14 protein-coding genes are annotated in these 20,449 nt (G+C 70.0%); 7 read left to right on the top strand and 7 right to left on the bottom strand.

The annotated features are described in order from the left end of the window. Window positions 1-31: 31 nt before the first annotated feature. Window positions 32-250, bottom strand: coding sequence for a hypothetical protein (locus AQ610_RS15445; protein WP_006024641.1), 219 nt, complete (start codon window positions 248-250; stop codon window positions 32-34). A gap of 34 nt (window positions 251-284) precedes the next feature. Continuing rightward, window positions 285-2,045 carry a cholesterol oxidase substrate-binding domain-containing protein gene (locus tag AQ610_RS15440; protein ID WP_006024642.1) on the bottom strand — a complete coding sequence of 587 codons (1,761 nt, stop codon included), beginning with the start codon at window positions 2,043-2,045 and terminating at the stop codon, window positions 285-287. 660 nt (window positions 2,046-2,705) lie between these two features. On the opposite strand from AQ610_RS15440, the gene mnmH reads away from it, so the two are divergent. Then, window positions 2,706-3,785, top strand: a complete 1,080-nt coding sequence (gene mnmH / locus AQ610_RS15430) for a tRNA 2-selenouridine(34) synthase MnmH (RefSeq protein WP_006024643.1) — start codon at window positions 2,706-2,708, stop codon at window positions 3,783-3,785. Between the two features lie 129 nt (window positions 3,786-3,914). Here the strand turns inward: mnmH and AQ610_RS15425 are convergent, their stop codons facing one another. Beyond that, a complete protein-coding gene (locus tag AQ610_RS15425) occupies window positions 3,915-4,109 on the bottom strand; it encodes a hypothetical protein (RefSeq protein ID WP_009911321.1) in 195 nt (64 codons plus the stop codon). Between AQ610_RS15425 and AQ610_RS36130 the strand changes: the two genes are divergently transcribed. Then, window positions 4,108-4,275 (top strand): hypothetical protein, encoded by a 168-nt coding sequence (locus AQ610_RS36130; RefSeq protein WP_009911322.1) that lies wholly within the window; start codon window positions 4,108-4,110, stop codon window positions 4,273-4,275. The genes AQ610_RS15425 and AQ610_RS36130 overlap by 2 nt on opposite strands. Window positions 4,276-4,349: 74 nt before the next feature. Here the strand turns inward: AQ610_RS36130 and AQ610_RS15420 are convergent, their stop codons facing one another. Both AQ610_RS15420 and AQ610_RS15415 read right to left on the bottom strand, forming a co-directional pair. Continuing rightward, window positions 4,350-5,615 carry an ABC transporter ATP-binding protein gene (locus AQ610_RS15420; protein WP_045554915.1) on the bottom strand — a complete coding sequence of 422 codons (1,266 nt, stop codon included), beginning with the start codon at window positions 5,613-5,615 and terminating at the stop codon, window positions 4,350-4,352. A gap of 110 nt (window positions 5,616-5,725) precedes the next feature. Beyond that, window positions 5,726-7,462: an ABC transporter permease gene (locus tag AQ610_RS15415; RefSeq protein ID WP_009911324.1), complete on the bottom strand. Its 1,737-nt coding sequence runs from the start codon at window positions 7,460-7,462 to the stop codon at window positions 5,726-5,728. A gap of 345 nt (window positions 7,463-7,807) precedes the next feature. On the opposite strand from AQ610_RS15415, the gene AQ610_RS15410 reads away from it, so the two are divergent. From AQ610_RS15410 to AQ610_RS15395, 4 genes are all read left to right on the top strand, one after another. After that, window positions 7,808-9,127, top strand: a complete 1,320-nt coding sequence (locus AQ610_RS15410; RefSeq protein WP_043282161.1) for an erythromycin esterase family protein — start codon at window positions 7,808-7,810, stop codon at window positions 9,125-9,127. A gap of 25 nt (window positions 9,128-9,152) precedes the next feature. Beyond that, on the top strand, window positions 9,153-9,830 hold the full coding sequence (locus AQ610_RS15405; protein WP_015601239.1) for a dienelactone hydrolase family protein: 678 nt from the start codon (window positions 9,153-9,155) through the stop codon (window positions 9,828-9,830). Further along, window positions 9,827-11,188 (top strand): nicotinate phosphoribosyltransferase, encoded by a 1,362-nt coding sequence (locus tag AQ610_RS15400; RefSeq protein ID WP_006024649.1) that lies wholly within the window; start codon window positions 9,827-9,829, stop codon window positions 11,186-11,188. Before AQ610_RS15405 ends, AQ610_RS15400 begins: the two co-directional genes overlap by 4 nt. A gap of 153 nt (window positions 11,189-11,341) precedes the next feature. After that, window positions 11,342-12,040: a phosphoribosyltransferase gene (locus tag AQ610_RS15395; protein WP_009911333.1), complete on the top strand. Its 699-nt coding sequence runs from the start codon at window positions 11,342-11,344 to the stop codon at window positions 12,038-12,040. A 49-nt stretch (window positions 12,041-12,089) separates the two neighbouring features. Here AQ610_RS15395 and AQ610_RS15390 read toward each other — a convergent pair whose 3' ends face one another. Together AQ610_RS15390 and tssF are read right to left on the bottom strand one after the other, a co-directional pair. Beyond that, window positions 12,090-15,188, bottom strand: a complete 3,099-nt coding sequence (locus AQ610_RS15390; protein ID WP_006024651.1) for a transglycosylase domain-containing protein — start codon at window positions 15,186-15,188, stop codon at window positions 12,090-12,092. A 269-nt stretch (window positions 15,189-15,457) separates the two neighbouring features. After that, window positions 15,458-17,281 carry a type VI secretion system baseplate subunit TssF gene (gene tssF, locus AQ610_RS15385; RefSeq protein WP_043282163.1) on the bottom strand — a complete coding sequence of 608 codons (1,824 nt, stop codon included), beginning with the start codon at window positions 17,279-17,281 and terminating at the stop codon, window positions 15,458-15,460. 659 nt (window positions 17,282-17,940) lie between these two features. On the opposite strand from tssF, the gene AQ610_RS15380 reads away from it, so the two are divergent. Next, window positions 17,941-20,358, top strand: a complete 2,418-nt coding sequence (locus AQ610_RS15380) for a penicillin acylase family protein (RefSeq protein ID WP_043282020.1) — start codon at window positions 17,941-17,943, stop codon at window positions 20,356-20,358. Window positions 20,359-20,449 lie beyond the last annotated feature (91 nt).

Raw genomic sequence — 20,449 nt, 5'->3', positions numbered from 1 at the left:
CGAAGCGGCCGGACGCGCGGCGGCCTGCGCGTCAGCCGCGCGACGATGGTCTTTGCCGAGCAGCTTCGCCATGATGTAGGCGGACGGCATGCACGGCAGCGAGTTGAACAGCACGATGATCGTGAGCGCGGGGCCCTTGACGCCGAATGCCGAGGCTCACGTCGATCCAGAGCGTCAGCAGCGGCACGAGCAGCAGCTTGATGAACGACGATTGCAGCACGGGGCCGCTCGCCGCTTTCGCGGCCTTCATGTCGAGTCCCGCGCCGACGGCGCGTCGGGTCGCGTCAGCCCATCAACCGGTCGAGCAGCGGCGACGAGAACACGCGCCGCGGATCGTAGCGCTCTAGCGTGCGCAGCGCCGCGTCCCAGTTGTCGGCGGGCGACAGCCCCTGCCGGAACAGATCCGGGATCGCCGTGCCGAGCATCGTGCCGTCGCTCCATGCGGCGGTGTCCGCGTAGCCCCAGCCCTTCGACCATTCCGGCCGCACGGTCGCGTAGTCGCCGCTGTAGTTCGACAGCATCCACTGCTCGTTCTCGCGATAGAAGCGGTTCGCGTCGGGCGTGCCCGGTATCGTCAGGATGTCGAACCAGATCGCGGCGTTCCAGTCGGGATGGTCGGGCCGCGGCCGGATCGCGGACAGCGACGGCGGCACCGCGCCCGGGCCGACGTCGTTGGGCGCATCGACGCCCGTCACGCGGATCTCGACGGGGCCGTTTACCGGATAGCGGCCTGCCGCGCGATAGTCGGCGATCCGCTGCCGATACGCGCCGACGAACTCGTTGATCACGCGCTGCACGTTCTCGCGGCGCGTGAGCACCGCATAGCCGTTCGCGATCACGCGCAGCGTCGTCGGCCGCACGTAGTGCAGCACCGAGCGCGACCATCCCCACAGATTCGTCAGCGGCCCGAAGAGATTCGTCAGGCCGAGATACGTGATCGTGTACTGCGTCTTGCCGAAGAGCGGCGCCAACTGGACTTCGCCGTTCAATACGATGCGGCTCACCAGATCGGACAATTCCTGCGATATCGAATCGGAAAACGGATAGTTGTACGGCTGATCGACGACGCGCGCGCCGGACGGCGGATTCGGCCGGACGGTCCAGACCTTCAGCCACGGATAATCGGTGAACGGAAACCAGATCGCCTCGATGCGGCCCGAGCGCCGCACGAACGATTCGACGGTTCGGCCTCGCTTGCCCGGCGGCGCGAACAGCTCGGTGACGGGGATATCGACGAAGCTCTCGCATTGCAGCCGTTGATTCGCGCCGACCTGCAACGTCGCGTCGACGATGAACGCGCGGCCGACGTGCGCGAGGAACGGGCCGATGTCCGGATCGGCGCGATCGAACGTGCGAAGCGCGTAGCGGCCCGACGATGCATCGTGGACGACCGCGGTCAGCGCGAGCACCGCATTGCTGAGCGAGCCGTACGTATGCCCGGGCGGGCGCGTTTCGTCCGCTGCCGGCAGCGCCGTGCCGTGCGCGCCGATCGCGAGCGCGCCGCCGAGCGTGATGTCGCCGGGCGCGGGTACCGCCGCCATCCCGAGCCCGTGCTGCTCGAGCGTCGCGAGCAGCGTGTCCAGCGAAACGCCCGCTTGCGCGATGACGCGCGCGGGCGTCGCCGACGTGTCGACGGACACCGCGCTCAGATGCTTCGTGGTGTCGACGAGAATCGTGCGCTCGTGCGCATCGTTGGCGGCAACCGTGAGCGGCGACCAGTTGTGCATGTGGCCGAGCGGCCGTGCGCGATAGCCGTTGTCGGCCGCCCAGTTGACGATCGCGACGACGTCGGCGGGCATCGTGGGCGCGGCGGTCCACAGGTCCGCGACCGCGATCTCGCCGCTCCAGTTGCGAAACGCCTGCTTGTAGAGCGGGATGCCGGAAGGAAAATTCGGCGGCGTCGCGCCCGCGGGTTGCGCGTGTGCGGCAATCGGCCGGATCGGCGTCCACCCGGCGACGATGCCTGCGCCGGCGAGACGCGCGACGTCGCCGAGAAACGCGCGGCGACGAACACGCGAAGCGGGATCTCCGAGGATCTTTTTCATGGGCTTCTCGAAAGTTGGTTGATTGCGCAATGAAGGAGTGAAACTTTTCCGTGAATCGAAATACGTTTCCCTCTTTGACTGCGTGCATGTTGTTCGAAGCGCGTCATTGTTTTTGAAAAGATCGTGGCCGGCCGACCGAAAGCCATTGGATGATAGGTGGCCGCGTGCATGCGTCAAGCGAATCGAAGCATCGATCGCGCGGGGAAAGAAGCGGGTGGAGGAACGGCGGGGCGACCGCATCGACTCGGCGTGGATTGGGGTGAATCGGCCAGCGCGTGCCGCCGCCGGTTCTGCCGCGGCGCGCGCTCCTGGCAGGAAGACACGGTTTGTATGCGCGATGTGCGTTCGCGGCGCGCGCAGGCCCGCAACGGCGCATGGCGCGACGGGCGCTTGCTCGGCGCCCGCGTCGCGCGCTTGCGGCGCAGGCTCGCTGTCCGCCGCGTCTTGCCCGCCCAGCACCGCGCGCGCTCGATGTCGAGTGCGCGCTCCCAGCGAGCGACCGCGAGTCGGCTCGCGCCCGCGCGCTGATCGATTTTCTCGTCGCGCGCCTGGGCGCGCCGGCGCTGGCGGGCGGTCAGCCGGCGGGCGCGCGGGACGCCGCGCGTGAGATAATCGCGCTTCCACCGTCAGCGATGATACGGCCCCGCCGCCCCCGATACGTTGAATCTCCAGCCCGTTTCCCTCGACCAGATCGACGATTTCGACGAGATCGTCGACGTGCGCACGCCGCTCGAATACGCGGAGGACCATATTCCGGGCGCGCTGAACGCGCCGGTTCTCAGCAACGAAGAGCGCGTGATCGTCGGCACGATGTACAAGCAGGTGTCGCCGTTCGAGGCGACGCGCGTCGGCGCGGCGATGGTCGCGCGCAACATCGCCGCGCATCTCGACACGACGTTCGCCGACCGTCCGCGCAACTGGCGGCCGCTCATCTATTGCTGGCGCGGCGGCAAGCGCTCCGGATCGATGACGGTCTGGTTCAACATGATCGGCTGGCGCGCGCGGCAGCTCGACGGCGGCTACAAGTCGTACCGCCGCTCGGTCGTCGACGCGCTCGGCCAATTGCCCGCCGGGTTTCGTTACGTCGTCCTGACGGGGCACACGGGAAGCGGCAAGACCCGGCTGCTGCACGCGCTCGCGCAGGCGGGCGCGCAGACGCTCGATCTCGAGGCGCTCGCCGCGCATCGCGGCTCGCTGCTGGGCGCACTGCCGAGCAGCGAGCAGCCGTCGCAGAAGGCATTCGACACGGCGCTCGTCGGCGCGCTGCGCGGCTTCGACCGCGAGCGGCCCGTGTTCATCGAAGCGGAGAGCCGGCGCATCGGCGCGATCATGCTGCCGCTCGCGCTGCTGACCGGCATGCACGCGGCGGATTGCGTGAACATCGAGACCGAACGCGACGAGCGCGTCGCGCTGTTGTTGCAGGACTACGGGCATCTGTTCGACCAGACCGCGTTCTTCAAGATCCAGCTCGAGAAGCTCGTGCCGCTGCACGGGCATGCGCGGATCCGCAAGTGGCACGAGATGCTCGACGCAGGGCTGCGCAGCGAGCTGTTCGAGGAGCTCGTCGACGTTCACTATGATCCCGCCTATGCGCGCAGCAGCGGCGCGCACTTCGTTCGCCTGCCGCAGGCCGAGCGCTTCCCGTTCCGGCCGACCGCGAGCGACGTCGTCGAGCAGGCGCGGGCGTTGCTCGCGCATCTCGATGCGGCGGGCGCGAGCGCTTGCAGCAAGCGGGCCTGAACGGCGCGGCGCGCGCGGCCTGCGACGGGCGGCGCGCCCGGCGAGCCGGCCGCCGTTGCGTTGCCGCGCATTGCGTGCGACCGCGCGGCGTTCGCGTCGGCGGCACTACCCGTTCGCAGCCGATATTCGTCAATGCCCGATCGAATCGCCGCCGTCGGGCGAAGCGGGCTGTGTCGGCGCACCGCCGCCGGCGGATGCGCCCGGCGCTGACGCGCTCCTGTCCTGCTTCCTGATGGTGTGTTCGACCGCATGTTGCGCGGCGGGCACGACGACGGTCGGAAAGATCACCGCGAGGGCGACCCACAGCACGACACCTGCAACCATGATCGATCTCCAGAAGAATCGCGCGGCGCCGGTGCGCGCATCGATGCCGCGTTCGGATGCGTGCGAGCCGCGCGCATGGCGGCATGGGGAACGTCGGCCCGCTCGGCGCAACTCGCGCGACGAGGCACTGCGACCACTGTACGAGCAACGCCGCGCCGCCTTTTGATCGAACTCAATCGGGCCGAAAAACGCTCGGACTGCGAAGCGACGGCGCAAGCGCGTCATGAGCGTGAGCAGGCGCTAGCCGCGCGCGTCGTCCCCGTCGCGTCGGAACACGCGCGCGTCGTCGTCATAGTCGTAGAGGCCCGCGAAGCGTCCCCAATCGATCGCGACGCGCAGCGTATTCGCCGCGTCGAGCGGATTCAACCGGTCGAGCAGTTCGAGCTCGAAGCGCTCGCGCGGCGCCTGATGGCCGGCGCGCTCGTCGAGCACCTGACGAATGTGCGCGGCGAGCGCAACGAAGTGCTCGAGATGCTCGCGAAACAGCCGCTTGCGCTCGCTCGCGTCGCCCTGCGCGTAGACGCGGCCGGCGGCCGTGAGCCGCAGCGCGCCGTCGCGCAGCTCCGCGAACTCGAGCACGTGCAGCGCGATGGCGAGCGGCAGCAGATCGCCGACCGGCATCGCGAGCGCGGATGCGAGCCGCGGCAATTCCGCGCAGCCGTCGCGCGCATGCGCAACGAATGCGTCGACGAAGCTGTCGAGCCGATGGCTCGACACGTTCGGCAACCGCTGCGCGGGAACGCCCGGCTTGCCGTTTCGGGCGGCGACCGCATCGGCGATGCGCGACGTGAGCGCCGCGTAGATGTCGTCGACGATGTGCTGCAGTTCCGGATCGAGCCGATTGCGCGGATAGCCGAGCGGAATCGGCACCTCGGCGAGGATGCGGCCCGGATGCGCGCCGAGCACGAGAATCCGGTCGCACATCAGCACCGCTTCCTCGATGTTGTGCGTGACCATCAGCACCGCGTCGATCGGCAACTGGCGCGCGTGCCAGAGATCGAGGAAATCGGTGCGCAGCGTGTCGGCCGTCAGCACGTCGAGCGCCGAGAACGGTTCGTCCATCAACAGCAGCGCCGGATCGCCGACGAGCGCGCGCGCGAAGCCGACACGCTGGCGCATGCCGCCCGACAGCTCGCGCGGATACGCGGATTCGAACCCGTCGAGCCCGATCAGCTCGATTGCCGACATCACGCGTGCGCGTGCATCCGACGGCGGCACGCGGATGGCGTCGAGCCCGAGCTCGACGTTCTCCTCGACGGTGAGCCACGGATAGAGCGCGAAGGTCTGGAACACGACCCCGATGCCGGCGGCGGGACCGTCGAGCGGCGCGCCGCGATATTCGACGCGCCCGCTCGTCGGCTTCACGAGCCCGGCCGCGATGCGCAGCAGCGTCGACTTGCCGGAGCCGGAGCGGCCGAGCAGCCCGAGAATCTCGCCTTCGCGGACGGTCAGATCGATGCCGGCGAGCACGGGCAGCGGCTCGCCCGACGGCTTCGCGAACGACATGCTGACGCCGCGCAGCGCGATCACGGGCGCACGGGCGTCGTGCTGCGCATCGTCCGCCGAAGCGGGCGGCGGGGCGTAGGCGGGGAGTGTCGGCTCGGGCATGGGCTCACCTAGTCGAGGCGGGAGCGGCGTTCCGCGAACGCATAGAGCGGCCGCCAGATCAGACGATTCATCGCGATCACGAGCAGCGACATCGCCGCGACGCCGAGCGCGATCCGCGGATAGTCGCCCGCCGCGGTCGTTCGCGCGATGTACGCGCCGAGGCCGGCTGCGTCGATCGTCGTGTGTCCCCAGACGACGAGTTCAGACACGATGCTCGCGTTCCATGCGCCGCCCGATGCGGTGATCGCGCCCGTCACGTAGTACGGCAGGATGCCGGGCAGCATCACCTCGCGCCACCACGTCGGCGTGCGCACGCGCAGGCTCGCCGCGGCTTCTTTCAGATCGTCGGGGAACGCGGTCGCGCCGGCGATCACGTTGAACAGGATGTACCACTGCGTGCCGAGAATCATCAGAGGACTGAGCCAGATCGCGGGCGCGAGCCCGAAGCGCACGATCGCGAACACCGCGAGCGGAAACAGCAGATTCGCGGGAAATGCCGCGAGGAACTGCGCGACGGGCTGCACGAGCGCGGTCGCGCGCGGCCGCAGTCCTATCAGCACGCCGACCGGCACCCACACGACGGTCGCGACGCCGATCAGCACGAGCACGCGCGCGAGCGTCAGCGCGCCGTTGCGCGCGACGTCGACGACGTCGAACCACGACAGCGCGGGCGCCGCGATCCGCAGGAGCGCGACGCCGGCATAGACGGCGAGCGCCGCGCAGAGCGACAACCACACGATGCGCGCGATGCGCCGCGACAGCGCGCGTTCGCGCGTCGACAGCCGCAGCGCGCCGAGCGACAGACGGGCGCGCGCCGCGCGATGCAGCGTCGCGCCGAGCGGTGCGCCGACGCGCTGCGGCAGGCTTGCGCGATGGAGCAGATCGAGCAGCCAACTGCGAGGCGCGGGGCCGCTTACGGTCTGATCGCAGCGGAACTTGTGCGCCCACGCGACCATCGGCCGGAACAGCAATTGATCGTAGAGCGTGATCGCGATCGTCATCGCCGCGATCGCCCAGCCGACAGCGGCGAGGTCGCGCTCCGCGATCGCGCGCGCGACATAGGCGCCGACGCCCGGCAGCGCGATGTGCAGACCGCCCACCGAGATCGCTTCCGACGCGACGACGAAGAACCAGCCGCCCGACATCGACATCATCGCGTTCCAGACGAGGCCCGGCATCGCGAACGGCACCTCGAGCCGCCAGAAGCGCTGCCAGCCGGTGTGCCGCAAGCTGCGGCTCGCCTCGTCGAGATCGTGCGGCACCGTGCGCAGCGACTGGTAGAAGCTGAACGCCATGTTCCACGCCTGGCTCGTGAAGATCGCGAAGATCGCAGCGAGTTCCGCGCCGAGTGTGGTGCCGGGCGCGATCGACAGAAAGAACACGACGGTAAACGACAGGTAGCCGAGAATCGGCACCGACTGCAGCACGTCGAGGAGCGGGATCAGCACGGTCTCCGCCGTGCGGCTCTTCGCGGCAAGGGGCGCATACGCGAACGTGAACGCGATCGACGCGCCGAGCGCGGCGAGCATCCGCAGCACGGTGCGCAGCACGTAACCCGGCAACGCGAGCGGCGACAGCGAAATCGCCTCGGGGCGCGCGATGTCGAGCGGCAGCGACATCTGGCGCACGCCGGAGCCGAGCAGCACGATGAGCGCGAGCACGAGCAGCAGCGCGACCGCGTCGCGCCACCCGAGCGTGCGCAGATGCCGGCGTCCGCCGGCGAGCAGGTCGGCATGATGCGCCATGTCCACCTCGGTTCGAATGGCCGCGCTCCATCGTCGGCGAAAGCCCGGCGCGCGGGCTTGATGTGCGTCAAACGTATCGGGGCCGCCGCGCCGCGCTTCGGAAATGACGCGGGCGCATGTGTGCGGATCGGGTTATTCGCACTGCAACTTCTGCGCGGAGCGCGTAAATTGAAAGAGACGCGTCGTCCAGGAGCGGCGGCGCGATCGCGGCCGCAATCGTTGACTCAACGCAAGGTTTCGGCGAAACCGCGGTCGACAATGATCGATCAGCGCGCCCTGCGCGGCGTCGCGCGACGGCCCGCCGCGAACGCGCGCGACGGGGCGGCGGTCGTCCGGAGACGATTCATGCATCCTGCGAAAACGCCCTTTCTCGCTGTGCGGGATCTCGCGCGCCCGTTGCGCGGCGACGCGGCCGATTTCGATGCGTTGATCGACATGGCGGACGATGCCGACGTGGTGCTGCTCGGCGAATCGACGCACGGCACTGACGAGTTCTACCGTATGCGCGCGCGGATCACCGCGCGCCTCGTCGACGAATGCGGTTTCGACACCATTGCGATCGAGGGCGACTGGCCCGACGCGTGGCGCGTGAATCGCTATGTGCAGGGCGACGCCGCGATGGCCGATGCCGACGCGGCGCTCGCGGACTTTACGCGTTTTCCCGCATGGATGTGGCGCAATCGCCCGATGCGCGAATTCGTCGGCTGGCTGCGCGATCGCAACGCGACGCTGCCGCGGCAATCGCGCGCGGGCGTCTACGGGCTCGATCTGTATAGCCTGTACCGCTGCGCCGACGCGGTGATCCGCTATCTCGACGATGTCGATCCCGGTCAGGCCGAGCTCGCGCGGCAGCGCTACGCGGCGCTCGACCACGTGCGCGAGCCGGGCGCATACGGCCACGCGGTCGCCTGCGGCGCGCGGCCTGCCGCGACGGCCGACGTGCTCGCGCAACTGCGGCAATTGCGCGAGCGCGAAGCGGCGTATCTCGCGCAGGACGGCATCGACGCGCTCGACGCGCAGTTCTTCGCGGAGCACAACGCGCAAGTCGTGGTCAACGCGGAGAACTATTACCGCGCGATGTTCGGATCGTGCGCGAACACGTGGAATCTGCGCGATGCGCACATGCGCGACACGCTGTTCGCGCTACGCCGCCATCGCGCGCGTTGCGGCTGCGCCGGGCGCGCGGTCGTCTGGGCGCACAACTCGCACGTCGGCGACGCGCGCGCGACCGAGATGCATCTGCGCGGCGAATGGACGCTCGGCCAGCTCGTGCGCGAAGCGCTCGGCGAACGCGCGCTGTCGATCGGCTTCACCGCGTACACGGGGCACGTATCGGCCGCATCGCGCTGGGACGGCGACGTCGAGCGGAAATGGATGCGCTCGGCGCTGCCCGACAGCTACGAACATCTGTTTCATGCGACGCGGCTCGACCGCTTTTTCCTGCCGCTGCGCGAGATCGTCGCGCAGCCGCTTCGCGAAGCGCTGCTTGAGCGCGCGATCGGCGTGATCTATCTGCCGGAGACGGAGCGCGACAGTCACTATTTCATGTCGTCGATCACGGGACAGTTCGACGCGCTGTTCCATCTCGACGAAACGAACCCGCTCGAACCGCTCGCGCCGCCCGGCGCGTGGCATCCGCGCGAGGCGCCGGTGTCCGCGCCGTGACGGCGAGGCGGACGTGGAGAATGCAATGCAGATTCAGGAAGTACGGATACCCATCGGAAAAGTCGAGCTGAACGGCATGCTCGCGATGCCCGAGCATGCGTCGGGCATCGTCGTGTTCGCGCACGGCAGCGGCAGCAGCCGGCTCAGCCCGCGCAACCAGGAAGTCGCGGCGGTGTTGCAGCGCGCGGGGCTCGCGACGCTCCTGTTCGATCTGCTGACGATCGAGGAGCAGCGGCGCGACGCGGTGACGGCCGAGTACCGGTTCGCGATCGCGTTTCTCGCGCGCCGGCTCGTGAGCGCGCTCGACTGGCTGCGCGAGCGGCCGGACGTCGGCAAGCTGCCCGTCGGCCTGTTCGGCGCGAGCACGGGCGCGGCGGCCGCGCTGATCGCGGCGAACGCGCGCGGTCGCGTCGTGCGCGCGGTCGTCTCGCGCGGCGGCCGCCCCGATCTCGCGGGCGACGCGCTGCCGCGCGTGCGCGTGCCGACGCTTCTCATCGTCGGCGAGCGCGACGACGAAGTGCTCCGGCTGAACCGCGTTGCGGCCGGCTGGCTGATCGGCGAATCGAAGCTCGTCGTCGTGCCGGGCGCGACGCATCTGTTCGAGGAGCCGGGCACGCTCGACGAAGTCGCGCGCGTCGCGGCCGAGTGGTTCGTCGTGCATCTCGGCGACGGCCGGCGGCCGGCCGCAGGGGCCCGAAGATGACGAAGCCCGCGCGCGACAGCGCGCTGCTGACCGACCTGTACGAATTCACGATGCTGCAGTCGTACTTCGACTGCGGGATGAACGACACGGCGACGTTCGAGCTCTTCGTGCGCAAGCTGCCCGCGCATCGAAATTTCCTGATGGCGGCGGGGCTCGAGCAGGCGCTCGATTATCTGGCGGACCTCACGCTCGATGCGCACGAGATCGAAGCGCTCGCGAGCACGGGGCTCTTCAGCGGCGGCTTTCTCGCGTCGCTCGAATCGCTGCGCTTCACGGGCTCGGTGCGCGCGATGAGCGAGGGTACGGTGTTCTTCGCCGACGAGCCGATCCTGCAGATCACCGCGCCGATGCGCGAGGCGCAACTGATCGAGAGTCGCGTGATGAACCTGCTGCATTACGAGTCGATCGTCGCGAGCAAGGCCGCGCGCGCGGTGCTCGCGGCGCCGGGCAAGACGCTCGTCGATTTCGGGCTGCGCCGCGCGCACGGCGCGGAGGCCGCGCTGCTGTCGGCGCGCGCGAGCTACGTCGCCGGCTTCGCGGGCACGGCGACGCTGCTCGCCGGCTTGCGCTACGGGATTCCGACGTACGGCACGATGGCGCATTCGTATGTGCAGGCGCACGACGACGAATCGCTCGCGTTCGAGCATTTCGCGCGTTCGTTTCCGCGCAACGCGATGCTGCTCGTCGACACGTACGACACCGAAGCGGCCGTGCGCAAGGTGATCGCCGTCGCGGGGAAGCTCGCGCGCGACGGCGTCGAAGTGAAGGGCGTGCGGCTCGACAGCGGCGATCTCGCGCAGCACGCGATGCGCGTGCGCGCGCTGCTCGATCGCGCGGGGCTCGTCCGGGTGACGATCTTCGCGAGCGGCAATCTCGACGAGTACCGGCTCGCCGAGCTGATCGGGAAGGGCGCGCCGATCGACGGCTTCGGCGTGGGCACGCGGATGAACACGTCGGCGGACGCGCCGTATGCGGATTGCGCGTACAAGCTGACCGAATACGCGGGTGTGCCGCGCCGCAAGCGCTCGGAGGGCAAGGCGACGTGGCCCGGACGCAAGCAGGTGTTCCGCCGCTATCGCGACGACGGCGTGCTCGACGGCGATTGCCTCGCGCTGCACGACGAGGCGCATGCGGGCGTCGCGCTGCTGGAGCCGGTGATGATCGACGGCGAGCGCGTCGCGCCGCCGCCGAGCCTCGCCGACGTTCGCGCGCATGCGAGCGCGCAGCTCGACGCGCTGCCCGCGGCGCTGCGCGATCTCACGCGCGCGGCCGAGTATCCGGTCGCCGTGACCGACGCGTTGTCGGCGCTCGCGCAACGGCTCGACGCACAGGCGGCGAGCGACGCGTCGCTCGCGTAGCGCGGCGCGCACGGGCTGCGCGAATCGCCGCGCATCGACGCAGATCGTCGCATGCGCAGGCATGTGCCGGGATGCGTCGGCACGCGTCGGCATGCAATCGAACGAGCCGCGGGATGGCGAGATCGTCGTCCGCGCCGCGGCGAAGGAGGCGTGATGAACGATTATTTTCGCGATCGCGTCGATGCCGGCAGACAGCTCGCCGCGCATCTCGCCGATTATGCGAACCGCGACGACGTCGTCGTGCTCGCGCTGCCGCGCGGCGGCGTGCCGGTCGCGTTCGAAGTCGCGAAGGCGCTGCGCGTGCCGCTCGACGTGCTGATCGTGAGGAAGCTCGGCGCGCCCGGCAATCCGGAGCTCGCGATGGGCGCGATCGCGACGGGCGGCGTCGTGCTGCTCGAGCAGTCGGTGCTGCGCGCGATGCGCGTGACCGAGCGCGAGCTCGCCGACACGATCGAGCGCGAGCGCGACGAACTCGCCCGGCGCGAAGCCGCGTATCGCGGCGATCGCGCGCCGCCCGCGCTCGAAGGGCGGACCGTGATCGTCGTCGACGACGGCATCGCGACTGGCTCGACGATGCTCGCCGCGCTCGAGGCGGTGCGCGCGCGGAAGCCGGCGAAGCTCGTCGCGGCGGTGCCCGTCGCGTCGCCGGGCAGCGCGCAGAAGGTGAGGGCGGCGGCGGACGCGATCGTCTGCGTGATGCGGCCGGACTGGCTGATGGGCATCGGCCAGTTCTATCTGAACTTCGATCAGACGAGCGACGACGAGGTGCGCGCGCTGCTCGGCCGCGCGCGCGAGCGGGCGCAGCCGGGCGGAAAGGACGCGCCGCCCGCCGAAGCCGGTCCTGACGATTGAAGGCAGCGGAAGGCGGCGCGCGGCGCGGCGTGGAGCCGTCTTGCGCCGCTCAGCCGTGGGCGGCCGCCTGCGCGGGCGAGCCGTTAGGGGCGGCGTTCGCGCCCGGCTGCGCGGGCGCGGCCATCAGCGGCTGCAGCGCCGGCGCGAGCGATTTCAGCAGTTGCACCGCCATTGCGCTCGTGAAGTCGTAGCGCGCCGCATACGGCTCGTGCGTGTAGGCGGTCAGCACGCCGAAGAACCGGTCGCCGAGCGAGAACGCGAACGTCGCGCTGCGATTGACCTTGCGCGATTCGATGAGGCGCGCGCCGCGCGCGTACACGTTGAAGCGCTGGTCGCCCGTGCCCGTCTTGCCGTACACGGGCAGCGTCTCGCCGTCCGGGAACGTGAGGCCCTGCGCGAGGCGGCGCCCCGTGCCTTTCTGCACGACGTCGCCGAGCAGCATGTGCACCTGATTCGCGATCTCCGGCGACAGCAGCGGTTGCGGCTGCGCGGCCGCGCGGACGAAGCGCGTCTCGTACGGCGTGCCGTGCGCGAACTCGAGCGACGAGATCCGCTCGTTCGGCACCTTCGCGCCATTGTTCGCGATCAGGCCGACGAGCTTCGCGAGCGCGGCCGGCTGATCGCCCGACGCGCCGATCGCGGCCGCGTACGACGGCGTCAGGTGATCGAACGGATAGCCGAGCGCGCGCCACGAATCGCCGATCGCGTCGTATGCGCGCAGCTCGACCATCCGCTTGATGCGGCGGTCCTGCGTCGCGTGATAGCGCGTCTTGAAGAGCCACGAATACGAGGCGATCCGCGCGTCGCGGCTCGCCTTCTGCACGTCGTCGAGCGACGCGTCCGGATGCTTGCGCAGATACGCGAGCGTCCACAGCGCGAGCGGGTGGATGCCCGCGATGTAGCCGCGGTCGTTGAGGTTGAAGCGGTCGATCGCGTACTTCGTGTAGAGCTTGTCGAGCGCGTCGTCCGACAGCTTCGCGGCGGCCGGCGTGCCGTGCAGCGTCCCGCGCATCTTCGCGTCGAACCACGCGCGCGGCGCTTCGGGCGCGACGCTGCGCAGTACCGTCGCGACGCGCGGCGGCGATTTGCGCACGTTCTCGAGCATCGCGGAGAGCGCGTCGTCGTCGGGCTTGCCCGCGTACTTCGCGTAGAAGCGCTTCACGTATACGCGGCTCTCGGAATCGACGAAGCGCATCAGATAGCGCTGCCGCTGCGCGGGATCGTCGAGCCACGACGACGACGGCCCGCTCGTGCGGATCATCTCGTAATGGACGATGTCGCGCATCAGCCGCACGAACACGAGGTTCACCGAGGCCTGGAACGCGACGTGCACGGTCAGGATCCTGCCGTTGTCCGACTTGTCGAAGTTCGTGAAGCTCTGCGCGCCGCCGCCCGTGTAGAACGTCTCGCCCGGGCTCGCCGAGTACTTGCGCTCGACGGACGCGGCGAGCATCGCCTGCAGCGAACGGTCCTGCGTGTGCGCGAGATAGTCGAGCGCCCAGCGCGTGAGCGCGTCGGTCGGATCGGGCTTCACCTTCGCGAGCTCGGCCGCGCTCAGGTTCGCGTAGCGCGTGTGCAGCTCGGAGATGATCTGCAGATACGTGACGATCGTGCGCAGCTTCGCGGTCGAACCGAGATTCAGGCGCGCGCCCTGGTTGATGTCGAACGGCTGGTCGACGCTGTCGGTCTGCACACGCAGCAGGTTCGCGCCGTTGCGGCGTTCGTACAGCGTGAAGCTGTACTGGATCTTCGACGGATCGTCGCCCGGGCGCAGCATCTCGAAGCCGTAGAGGCCCGCTTCGCGCGCGCCGTCGCGCGTCGCGGCGCGCGCGAGGCCCGCCGCGACCGCCTGCTGCACCTTGTTGTTCAGCGTGTCGGTCGCGCGCAGGTCGAGCCGGTCGAGCTGATAGACGTTGTCGATGCCGAGCGCGCCGAGCAGGTGCGAGCGCGCGGACGTCACCGCCTTGCGCGCGACGAACGAGCGCGCGTCGGCGTCGGCGGCGGCGGGCGCCGCGCTGCGCTCGATGTGCGCGGCAAGCGCCGCGTCGCGCAGCGCCGGCGTGATCACGCCGCCCGTCGCGAGCAGGCGCAGGTAGCTGTCGGTGAGGCGCTGCAGCGTCGGGTAGCCGCGATTCAGGAAGTACGACGGCGCGCGCTGCGCGATCATCAGCGAGAGCACCTGCCGGAACGCGGTGCCTTGCGCGGCGACGTTCTCGGGCGTCGCCGGCGCGGCGAGCAGGCGGTTCACTTCCTGGAAGTCGCGCCCGTACCACGCGGCGAGGCCGTCGCCGATGCCCGTGACTTCGCCCACGCGCGCGCGCGCGGCGAGCGGCACCGAGTTCAGGTAGTGAACGACGATCGCCTGGCGCGCGGCCATCGTCTGCGGGCCGTTCAGATACGCGCGCACCGAAGCCGACGCGATCTGCCGGAGCTTCTCGGGCGGCGTCGCGGTGCGGCCGTCGGGCGAGTGGCGGAATTTCTCGAGCTGCGTCGCGAGCGTGCTGCCGCCGGGCGTCGCCTGATGGCGGTCCACGAAGCGCAGCCCCTGGTCGGCGAGCGCGCGGCTGAAGCGCCCCCAGTCGATCGCCGGATTGCGGTTCGGCTGGCTCGGGTCGAGCAGGTAGCGATCCTCGATGAAGAGAAGCGACTGCACGACGAGCGGCGGGATCGTCTCGAAGTCGCCGTACACGCGGTGCGGATAGGTGACGTCGAAGAGCGGCGAGCCCGTCGAGTCGACGATCGACAGGCCGGCCTGATCCTTTTCGTCGTATGGCAGGAACAGGCGCTCGTCGGCGAGCGACAGCATCCGGTCGGACGCGCGCGCCTGCGCCGCGACGACGAAGCCGCGCGACAGCAGCCGCGCCTGGAACGACGGCAGCAGCGCGTAGCCGAGGCGCAGGTCGTACGGGCCGTTGTCGGGGAAGCGGATGCGGTTGCTCGCGCCTTCGTCGACGCTATAGCCGACGTCGCGCGTCAGTTCAGACAAGAAGCGCGCCTGCAGCCGGGAGGTTTCGATTTCGATCTGGACCAGGCGTGCGACGATCGCAAGCGCGATCGCGACGATCACGATCACTGACCATTTGAATCCCTTCCAGAACGACAGCGTTCCGGTCGGGCGAAGCGCAATCCGAATCAGCGGCCGATTCATGGCGGCGTCTCCCGGCGGGCCGCGGCACGTGCCGCGGCCATTTCGATAAGTTTAGTACCGAATCGCGCAAGTCACTGTACGGGTTGACTCTGAAAAACCACAGTCGCTGGCAACGTTTCCGCTTTCGCGCGGCTTGCGGCTTGAAGGGCCGCTGCGCCCGGAAATGGGGCGTCGCGCGCGATCCGGGCGAACGGACGCGATGTGGCGCCGTTTGCGCGCGTGTGACGGCCGTGACGGCTTGACCGGGCCGCGCGGGCGACGACGTGCCGCTACACGAGCTGCGCGATCGCGCTGCGCGGCTCGCATCGATGCAGCTCGCGGCCCGTGTCGCGCGAATACACGACGAGCTGGATGAAACCGTTCGGCGGCGCATGCAGCGCGAAGAAGCTGTCCATCACGTCGACGAACGCCTTCAGGCTGCTCGTGACGAAGGCGGCCTCGTTCAGCGTCAGCGCGATTTCGATGCCGCGCACGAACGTCGGCATCGGTTTCACGGCCATCCAGCGCACGGCGGCCTTGTGATCGAGATTCGCGATCGCGTCGATTTGCGGCACCGCGCCCGACGAGCGCGTCGCGTACTGGACGAGCAGCGCTTTCAGCGCGCCGAGCCCCGACGGTTGCAGCAGCAGCGCGTGCGGCGTCATCGCCGCGATCATGCGCCACAGCGCGCCGTGGTCGCGCGCAAACCGGCGGGCCGGCGTCGGCCGGCGCAGGAGCGCGATCCGGCCCGGCAGATTGTCCTTCTCGTTGAGCAGATCGCCTTCGGCGTCGCCGATCGGCAGCGTCTGCGGATAGTCGCCGTTCGTGCAGGTCAGCTCGACGTTCAACTGATCGGCGCGCGGCCTGACGGGCGCGCCGTCGGCGTCGACGAGCGCAAGCGCCGCGGGCGCCGCCGGCTGCGCGCCGTGCGCGAAGCGGTCGCGCGCCGCGACCCAATGGACAGGCTCCTTGCGGCCGCGCTGCCCGTGCAGCAGCGAGCGGTACGGCGTCACGTCGACGCTCGCGCCTTGCTCGCCTTCGCGCGCGATGCGCACCGCGTCGATCGAGCGCACCTCGATGCCGTTCGATTTCAGCGCCTGCGGCGTGACGGGGTACGCGGTCGCGGCGTCGCGCAGCGAAATCGGCATCGCGTCCTGGCTGAACAGATTGACGATCGGCGTACAGAACAGGCGCAGGTTCGACGCGGCGAGCGTGTCGAGCGCGCGCGCGTGCTGCGAATCCGGCGCGACGTCGACGACGGGCAAGTGCAGCGACAGGCGCCGGCACGGCCCCGCCGCGCGTGCGATGCGCGCGACGTCGATGTCGACGAAATCGAATTTCGCCGGGAATGCGAAATATTCCATCAGCAGCCGGAACGGCGACGCGCTGCACCCGGGATCGAGCAGCGCGTCCTCGTCGGCGAATCCGACGGGCGCGAGCGGCACCTTCGATAGCGGCTTCCAGCGCCCGTCGCCGTCGAGCTCGATGAACGCGGCCGGCGTGCGCATCGCGAGCGTGTCGGCGAGCGCGGCGACGAGCGGCGCGTCGCCGTGCAGGTGCACGCGCAGGCTGCGCGCGCGCAGCGCCGTGAGCACCGGCTGCGCGGTCAGCGCATCGAACGTGATCGACACGATGCCTGCCGACGACGGCGGCATTTGCGCGGCGGACGGCGCGGCCGACGCCGGACGAAAGCGCGCGTCGACGATCGACACGGGCGCGAGCGCCACGTCGTAGGCGGTGCGGAACCGGTTCGCGCCGATGCGGCTCTCGAGCGTGGTGCCGCGCTCGATCGTCACGCCCTCCGTCAACTGGCTGAACAGCGAAGCCGCGTCGAACTGCGCGATCGAGCACGCGGGAAACGGGCGCAGATAGTCGGGGCACACGGTTTCGACGAGCGCTTCGGTGAACTCCGGATACTCGTCGTCGAGCGCCTCGCCGATCTGCGCGCCGAGGAGCGCGAATGACTGGAGCATGCGCTCGACGTGCATGTCGTCGGTCTGGCCGTCGGCGATGCCGAAGCGCGTCGCGATCTTCGGATGGCGGATCGCGAATTCGCGCACCGAGTGCCGCAGCAGCGCGATTTCGCGTTCGTAGTAGGGAAGGAGGTCGTTCATCGGCAAGAGGCGGTCCGGGTGAGGCCGGTCGGCGCGCATCGCATCGGCGCATCGCGGCGCAGCGAACGGGAAAACCTTGCCGTCATCGCCGGGATACGCGCCAAATGGCTGCATCATTGCCGCCTCGCGCTCGAATCGGCATGCGTTTCACGCGCTTCATCAAACCAGGATTGGCGGGCGACGAGGATGAACATTCCGCGTAATCGTGCAGCCGCATGATGTGAAAGGTATTTTTAATGTCTGAAAACAGTCGTCGCGGCAATCGTGGAGGCGACGCTGTCCGGCCCGGATTCATGTCCGGCAGATTGTCTGCGCAATCACGAATTATCGCAACCGTTATTCCGCCGGTATCGAAGCGCGCCGGCGGCGGTCATCGAATTGGAACATTCGGAGACGGCGATTGATTATCTATCGTCCGATTGGCGCGCGAATGCGAAACCGGTCGCGAACGTCGAATGCCGATATTCGCGGCGGGCGGAAGCGGGCGGCGAACGCACGCGACGCCTTGACGGAAGCGCCGCCGCTGCAGAATATTCGGGGGCAGGTCGCGCGGACGGCACGCGACGCGATCGAGCGGTTCGAGACGACCGATATCGACGAGCGGCGAAGGCCGCCCAACCTGCCGGCGCGCCGGCGCAACCTACGGACTCGCGCAAATCATGGCTTCGACCCGGAACCGCATGCAGCGCCGCCTGAAGATCCTGTCGGGCCTGATCCTGCTCTGTCTGCTGCTTGCGATCGCGGGCGCTGCCGCTTACCTGCGCGCGAGCCTGCCGCAGCTCGACGGCGACGTTCGCGCGCCCATGCTCGGCGCGTCGATGACGGCCGAGCGCGACGCGCTCGGCGTGCCGACGATCGCCGCGCGCGACCGGTTCGACGCCGCTTACGGAATCGGCTACCTGCATGCGCAGGACCGCTTCTTCCAGATGGACATGCTGCGCCGAAGCGGTGCGGGCGAGCTGTCGGAGCTGTTCGGGCCGATCGCGCTCGACGTCGATCGCGACCATCGCCTGTACCGCTTCCGCGCGCTTGCGGCCGCCGCCGTCGCGCATTTGCCGCCCGACGATCTGCGCCTGCTGCAACGCTACACGCAGGGCGTGAACGACGGGCTCGCCGCGCTGCGCGCGCGGCCGTTCGAATACGCGCTGCTGCGCATGCAGCCACAGCGATGGCGGCCCGAGGATTCGCTGCTCGTGATCTGGGCGATGTACTTCGACCTGCAGGGCAAGCTCGCGTCGCGCGCGTTCGCGCGACATTGGCTGCAAGCGCATTCGACGCCCGGGCAGCTCGCGTTTCTGCTGCCGGCGTCGAGCCGCTTCGATGCGCCGCTCGACGCGCCGCTTGATGCGCCGGGCATCGCCGCGCCGGGCGCGCCGGTGAGCGCGACCGCGCCGGCCTGGCTGCGCGACGCGCGGCCGGCGGCGTCGATCAGCAGCGTGTCGGTCGACGCGCAAACGTCGGTCGGCAGCAACAACTGGGTGATCGCGGGCGGCCGCACGGCGAGCGGCGCAGCGATCGTCGGCGACGACATGCATCTGTCGCTCGGCTTGCCGAACATCTGGTACCGCGCGATGTTCAAGCTGGGCGGCGGCGCGGGGGCGGCCATGCGCGTCGTCGGCGTGACGCTGCCCGGCTTGCCCGCCGTCGTCGTCGGCAGCAACGGGCGCATCGCTTGGGGCTTCACGAACGGCTATGCGGACTGCCTCGAACTGCTGCCGCTCGAGCGCGACGTTCGCGATCCGAATCGCTTCAGGCTCGGCGGCGCATGGCAGACCGCGCGCGAGACCGTCGAGACGATACGCGTGCACGGCGCGGCGCCCGTCGCGCTGACCGTGCTCGACACGACGGCGGGCCCCGTGCGCGACATCGGCGGCAAGGCCTACGCGGCGCACTGGATCGCGCAGGCGAGCGGCGCGGCGAATCTCGCCTTCGCGAAAATGATCGATGCGGCGGGCGTCGAGGACGCGATCGGCGTCGCCGCCGCGGCGGGCCTGCCCGCGCAGAACATCGTGATCGGCGACAGCGCGGGGCGCATCGGCTGGACGGTCGCGGGCGCGCTGCCCGATCGCCGGGGGCAGGGGCGAGGGCGGGGCGGAGCCGACGCGTCCGGCAACGGCGGCGCGCCGTCGTGGCGGACGGTATTGCCGCCCGACGCGCATCCACGCATCGTCGATCCGGCGGCCGGCCAGTTGTGGACCGCGAACAACCGGCAGCTCGCGGGCGACGCATACCGGCTGATCGGCGACGGCGGCGCGGATCTCGGCGCGCGCGCGAGCCAGTTGCGCGACGGCCTGACGGCGCTCGGGCGCACCGGCGAGCGTGCTGCGTACCGGCTCGATCTCGACGATCGCGCGCTTTTCATGTCGCCCTGGCGCGATCGGGCGCTGCGCGTGCTCGACGAAGCGGCGCTCGCCGGCCATCCGGCGCGCGCGGAATTCCGCCGGCTGCTCGCGAGCGGCTGGACGGGGCGGGCGAGCGTCGACTCGGTCGGCTACACGCTCGCGCGCGGCTATCTATATCGGCTCTACGACGTGCTGTTCGGCGGCCTCGACGCGCGCCTGAAGCAGCAGCAGCGCGACGCCGATTACGCGTTGGCGAATCCGCGCTGGCCTGCCGTGATCGCGCGGCTGCTCGACGAGCAGCCGGCCGCGTGGCTGCCCGCGGACGCGGCGAGCTGGCGCGACGTGCAGCTCGCCGCGATCGACCGGACGATCGCGGCGCTGACCGCGAAGGGCGCGCCGCTCGCCGACGCAACCTGGGGCGAGCGCAACACGCTGCGGATCGCGCATCCGTTCGCGCGCAGCGTGCCGCTCGTCGGACGCTGGCTGTCCGCGCCCGCCGATCCGGTGCCGGGCGACGCGAACATGCCGCGCGTCGCCGCGCCGAAGTTCGGGCAATCGGAGCGGATCGTCGTGTCGCCGGGGCACGAGGAGCGCGGCCTCTTCAACATGCCGGGCGGACAGAGCGGGCATCCGCTCAGCCCGTTCTTCCTCGCGGGGCACGACGCATGGGTGAAGGGCGAGCCGCTGCCGCTGCTGCCGGGGCCGGCCGAGCACACGTTACGCTTCGTGCGTTGATTCAAGATGCGAACGATCGGGCGGGCGCGCGCCCGCGGCATCGCCGATGTCGACGCCGACGCCTGAGCCGGCGCGTGCGTTGCGAACGCGC

Origin of the sequence: Burkholderia humptydooensis (assembly GCF_001513745.1) — a bacterium.
Lineage (GTDB): Bacteria > Pseudomonadota > Gammaproteobacteria > Burkholderiales > Burkholderiaceae > Burkholderia > Burkholderia humptydooensis.
The sequence above is the reverse complement of the archived record's forward strand: the minus strand, read 5'-3'. Positions and strand labels throughout refer to the sequence as shown.